General features: G+C 34.7%; 3 protein-coding genes. All 3 read right to left on the reverse strand.

The window, feature by feature from the left end; translation table 11 throughout:
• Nucleotides 1-604 precede the first annotated feature (604 nt).
• Genes NEOC84_RS05435 through NEOC84_RS05445 form a run of 3 tightly spaced genes read right to left on the reverse strand, consistent with a single transcriptional unit; the run spans nucleotide 605 to nucleotide 3,841 of the window.
• Nucleotides 605-1,141, reverse strand: coding sequence for a hypothetical protein (locus NEOC84_RS05435; protein ID WP_166156318.1), 537 nt, complete (start codon nucleotides 1,139-1,141; stop codon nucleotides 605-607).
• A gap of 21 nt (nucleotides 1,142-1,162) precedes the next feature.
• Entirely contained in the window at nucleotides 1,163-3,361 is a 2,199-nt protein-coding gene (locus NEOC84_RS05440; protein WP_166156321.1) for a hypothetical protein, read from the reverse strand.
• A 9-nt stretch (nucleotides 3,362-3,370) separates the two neighbouring features.
• Nucleotides 3,371-3,841, reverse strand: a complete 471-nt coding sequence (locus tag NEOC84_RS05445; RefSeq protein WP_166156324.1) for a type III secretion system chaperone — start codon at nucleotides 3,839-3,841, stop codon at nucleotides 3,371-3,373.
• Nucleotides 3,842-4,755: the final 914 nt, after the last annotated feature.

Raw genomic sequence — 4,755 nt, forward strand, 5'->3', positions numbered from 1 at the left:
CTGTAACTGCCATAGGCTTTCTTTTTTGCCATGGCGTTTAATTCCTCTATTGTATGATAAAAAGCTACAAACATGGTTTCCTCCTTTCCAAACCTTTTCCCTCCCTAAATTATCCCCGTTATTTGAATTTAGAAAAAGGCTGTTTGCAATTCTCAATAGCTGCTACTTACGGAGTTCGTTTAAATGGTATAAGCTAAATTACCACAAGAGCACATTTTTAAATTCCCTTTTAGCGAAGAAATAGAAAGCATAGGCCAACCACTAGGCCTGTAAAGCTAGCTTCAGGGCTCTTTATCTTGCAATACAGGTAGGGATTTTCAGATGAAAACAATGAAAAAAATATTTTCTTAAGTGTTTTTTCCTCTTATAAGTTTCTCAATTAATGAAAATATACTTATTTCCCCTCTTTGTTTACTCACAATCTTGCTTGGAACAGTGTACAGCTATTTCGTTTGTCGATTCTACTTTATTGGCAATATGCCATACCCGTCACATCCATTCTCCTCGAAGTTTTTAAAAAAATAGTAAAAAGAGAAAAAACTTCTACGGGGTACTTTTACGAATTCAAATTACCTTCAATTACCAGCACATTACTCCGAGAGATCTAAGGTTTAACTTGTTGGGCAATCTTAATGATTTCTTCTAATATTTGATTAAAAGTAGTTTCTCCTATAGCCACTCTTTCTAAGGTAGAACTAAAGAGCTCTAACGTGAGCATGATTAGGCCAATAATAGAAAAGCAAAGATTTTTATTGAGACTTCTTTCTCCGTAAAGCAGGATATAACGATAATTAAGCTTAAGATTTACCTCATCCATCTCAAATCCCGGAAGTTCAATCAAACGATTTAAATAGCAGATTAAGCTACTTACTTGGGTAGAAGCTTGGGGATGGACGGCGAAAGGAAAAACAGCTTGAAATTGGAGGCGATAAAAGGGATTGTCTGAAGAGGCAAGACCTGGCATCAACTCTTGTTTTAAAGCAGTTATCTCTAAAATTTTTTCCCGTTCCTTATCATCTACGCCTAGAAAGAGAAGAAGACGTGGATAGGAAGTTTGATCGGTAGCTTCTATGTAAGAGCAGTCAAATTTTTCGTCCATCAATGCTTGTTGAAATTGCTTTAAAAATTTTTCTTCTGTCATTGTGTTTGCTCTTTTAAATAGTTAATTATATTTTTTGGCCTTTAAATTGTTAAGCTGCTGCTTCATTAACGCTAGCAGCTCTGTATCATCCATTTTAAAAAAGTCTTTTAGTTTGTCCATCAAAGCATTCTTATCCACTTGATCTGCCGTCTTTTTAAGGGCTTGATAATCTATTCCCATTTTTTCTTTTAGTATCTTTTGAGTTTCTTCGTCAAACTCGAAAGAAGAGCGAGGATCTAAAAATTTTTCCATAATAATTAAAGGCAGATTCATCGCTTTCTTTTCAGCTTGGGTAATTAAGCCATTGGCTACAGCAAAATCTGCACTACCAGCTTCCTTCAAACGATTCTGCAATTGCGTGATTTTTCCTTTTTTTCCTATCCAAGATTCCACCTTCTGGCTTAATCGTTCTTGTTTTTGGTTTTCTTTTTCTAGCATTTTAAGGTGCCTTTCATGCTTTCTATCCAATTCCTCCATCATTTTTTCCAGTTGTGCTTGCTCCCCATGGCTTTCTAGCTCATCGATTTTCTTTTTCGTTTCTTTGTGTAGTTTTTCAAGAGTTTTTCTTAACTCAATAGGATAAGCAGTAGCCTCCAATGTCTTCTGCTGTTCCAATAAACCTGCCAATTGCTCATATCTAGCACTTGTAATCTTTAGCGTACCTATCCGTTCTTCTTGCTTATTTAATTGCCAAGCACGGATTTTAGCAGGAAGCTGAAATAAGCTAAGACGCACCTCAACTCCCTGGAGCACACATTTCAAAAGATGAGGTTTATATCTATAAAAGAAATAGAGCCCTATCCCCATTACTGCTATTCCTAAAACAAAAAAGCCTAAGCCAGGCAGAGCCATACTCGAGGAAGCTAAAGCAATTACGCCGGTAAGGGCTAAAACTTGTAAAGTAATCGCTAGAGTAGTGGAAAGACAGGCAAGTATAAGTTCTATATTTGCGGATACAAGCCTAAAATTAAAAAACTTCTTTTCATTTCTGGCTTTTAATTCTGCTAGCGTTTGCAAGCTATTTCTTGTCATCACGTTGAGGGTATCCTCAGTTTGATCAATATCTTCTATAAAATTCTGGAGTAAGAAAGTTCTAAACGCAGGCTCGGTAATCTTTTTTTCAAAAGTTTCTTTATCTATAATCCCTTGCGCTTCGCACTCCATGCCCTTCTCTTCCAAATTATCTTTAATTTCTTCAAAAGAAAAAGCTTGAAATTTATGTAAAAGTAAACGCTCTTCACGTTTGGCTAAAAGATCTTGCGCTTGTTGAAAACTCCTAGGATCTTTGGTAAGCTCTAGCATCCAAATCTCATGAGTGGATCTAGCTTTTTGAGCTTGCCATACGCCAATCGTTTTCATTATTATATCTAAGAAAGATAGGGTCCAACCCAGGGCCGTTTTTCCAGCAGGGACTGCCAGCTTTAAGGCACTTAAAACCAAGCTAGTACTTTTAGCAGCTATGAAACTCGCTGAAATAGTAAAGTTAATGATTTTATTTTTTAATTCCAGTTTTTGGGCACTAATAAACTCGCGGAGAATCCTAATAGAGTCTTTAAGGTTTTCATCCTGCGGATGATGTTTAAATTCTTTCACTTTCTGTTTTAAGAGTTTTTTTGCCTGCTGATACTGAACGCCTTGTACAATCAAAACAGCGCCTTTTCCAATAATCTCCACGCCCCGCAAAACCGTTCGTATAATTGACACGGGCAAGATAACGTTTCCTACTATTTCTCCTAATTTTGGAGGAATGCTTATAACGGGTGCTATATAGCCATAGGGTTCAAGGGCTAATTTATGCAGTTTATCAGGTGCCCATTGAGTTGCTTTATATGCATTTCCTAAATGCCTTTCTATTTTTTTTCGCTTTTCAGTTTTCTTAATAAAATTATCTAAAGCATAAACATTTTTCTGCTCGGCAAGCGTTGTTATAGGCTCTGCTTCAAGCAATAAGAGGGTTTCTATATTCTCTAATTCTTGTTCGACTTTGGCTATTATTACTTCGGATTCTGCCTTAAAAGGCTCCTCTTCATTTAAAACCTCTACTCGATTGATCACTAGGGCACGGTCAGAAGGTTCTATTCTCTCGATAGAGTTAGAAGATATGATAGAATTATGCTTAGCTGTTCTAGAAACTTGAGGCTCATCTGCCAAAGGAACGGGAGGGGCTGGCAGGGAAGAAGATTTTAAAGCTTGCTGGGAACGTATAAGAGGAGGCTGCATGGTTAATCCTTATGCATAAAAGATTTTCTTACTAGGATGGAAAGTAGGCCGAAACTCTACCGCTGCTTTTTTATCCATATCTTGTGAAATAAAAGCTTTTAGTTTAGTTATCCAATAAAATAAATATTTTATAAATTTATTAAGCCTTTGAATAAATTGAAGATAATTCAACTCATTTTTATCAAAATATTCAAATAGAACTAGAGAACGTGTTTGTTCTACATACCCTAAGCTTGCTCGTCCTGTTTCCTTGCCAAAAAGATTGCCTTTTAAAGCCATTAAGCTTATCCCCTCTTCTTTTTCTAAGGGAAGGCTGCCTACGCTAGAATAAAGATAAAACCCCTCTTGATCGAGAGATTTTTCAAAGGTGATAAGATAGTGACCATTCATTAAAAGCGTGCAAAGTCCTGAGCTATCAAGCTGAAGTCTACCTAATTGTTTAGATCTCCCATATTCAAGCAGCAGATCTTCTAGCTCCATACATCTCCTTTAATAAAAGGATTATTAATTCAATTTTTATTATAACAAAAAAATATTATTAAATTCAATTAATTATCATATTAATTTAACAATCACAAATTAAAGCTTATCAGATTATTAACATTTAAACATATATAAGCAATGGTGTTTTGTTGGTAATTCCTATGAAGTGAAATATTTGTAATTACTCAGATCTTCTTTTGGTAGGCAATAAAGCTTTGAGCAGATTATAGATTTGCTAAAGATGATAATAATGTAGAGGAAGAAGGTAATACAGGTGGCAAGCCTCGGAAGGATCTTTAACGATATTTGCAGAATTTGCCAGCCTTGTTCTCTTGCTAAAGAGATATAGCCCAGATTCCGCAAGTTGTAACGATCCCAAAATATTATTTTTAAGTAATTTTGATAAATTGATTTTAGCCTATCTTACTCACTATTTTTTATGGTTTTCTGAAAACAAGAAAGCAGTAGAGTTTAAATTAAAAAATTAATTTTTCTTAAGGAGTGCACAATCAAGGGATCAAAATTAAAGAGAGGAACGTGAGCCTCCAGCTTTTTTTAGAAAAAACTATTCTTGTTTTTCCATAAGCAAAGAAAGCGAAAGCATGAAAGATGAAAAAGTATTGTAGCAAGGACTTTAATCCCTTTAGGATTGATTCTACACTATGCAATGAAATTGAAATAAAGGAATATGATAAATTAATTAATCCATCATAATCCAAAAGTTATTATGACTACAGGAGGATTAATTAACTATTTAGTTCAACATGATTTAAAGTGTTTTTGCCCTGAGATAATATTTTAGAAGAGTTTTTTATCAAAAAATGCTATATTTTCTTTACAAGTAAATCATTACAAAGCTCTTAATTTCTTGCAAAGTTTACTATGAAACCAAATAAACTAAACAATCTATA

This window comes from Neochlamydia sp. AcF84, from assembly GCF_011087585.1.
Taxonomy (GTDB): domain Bacteria; phylum Chlamydiota; class Chlamydiia; order Chlamydiales; family Parachlamydiaceae; genus Neochlamydia.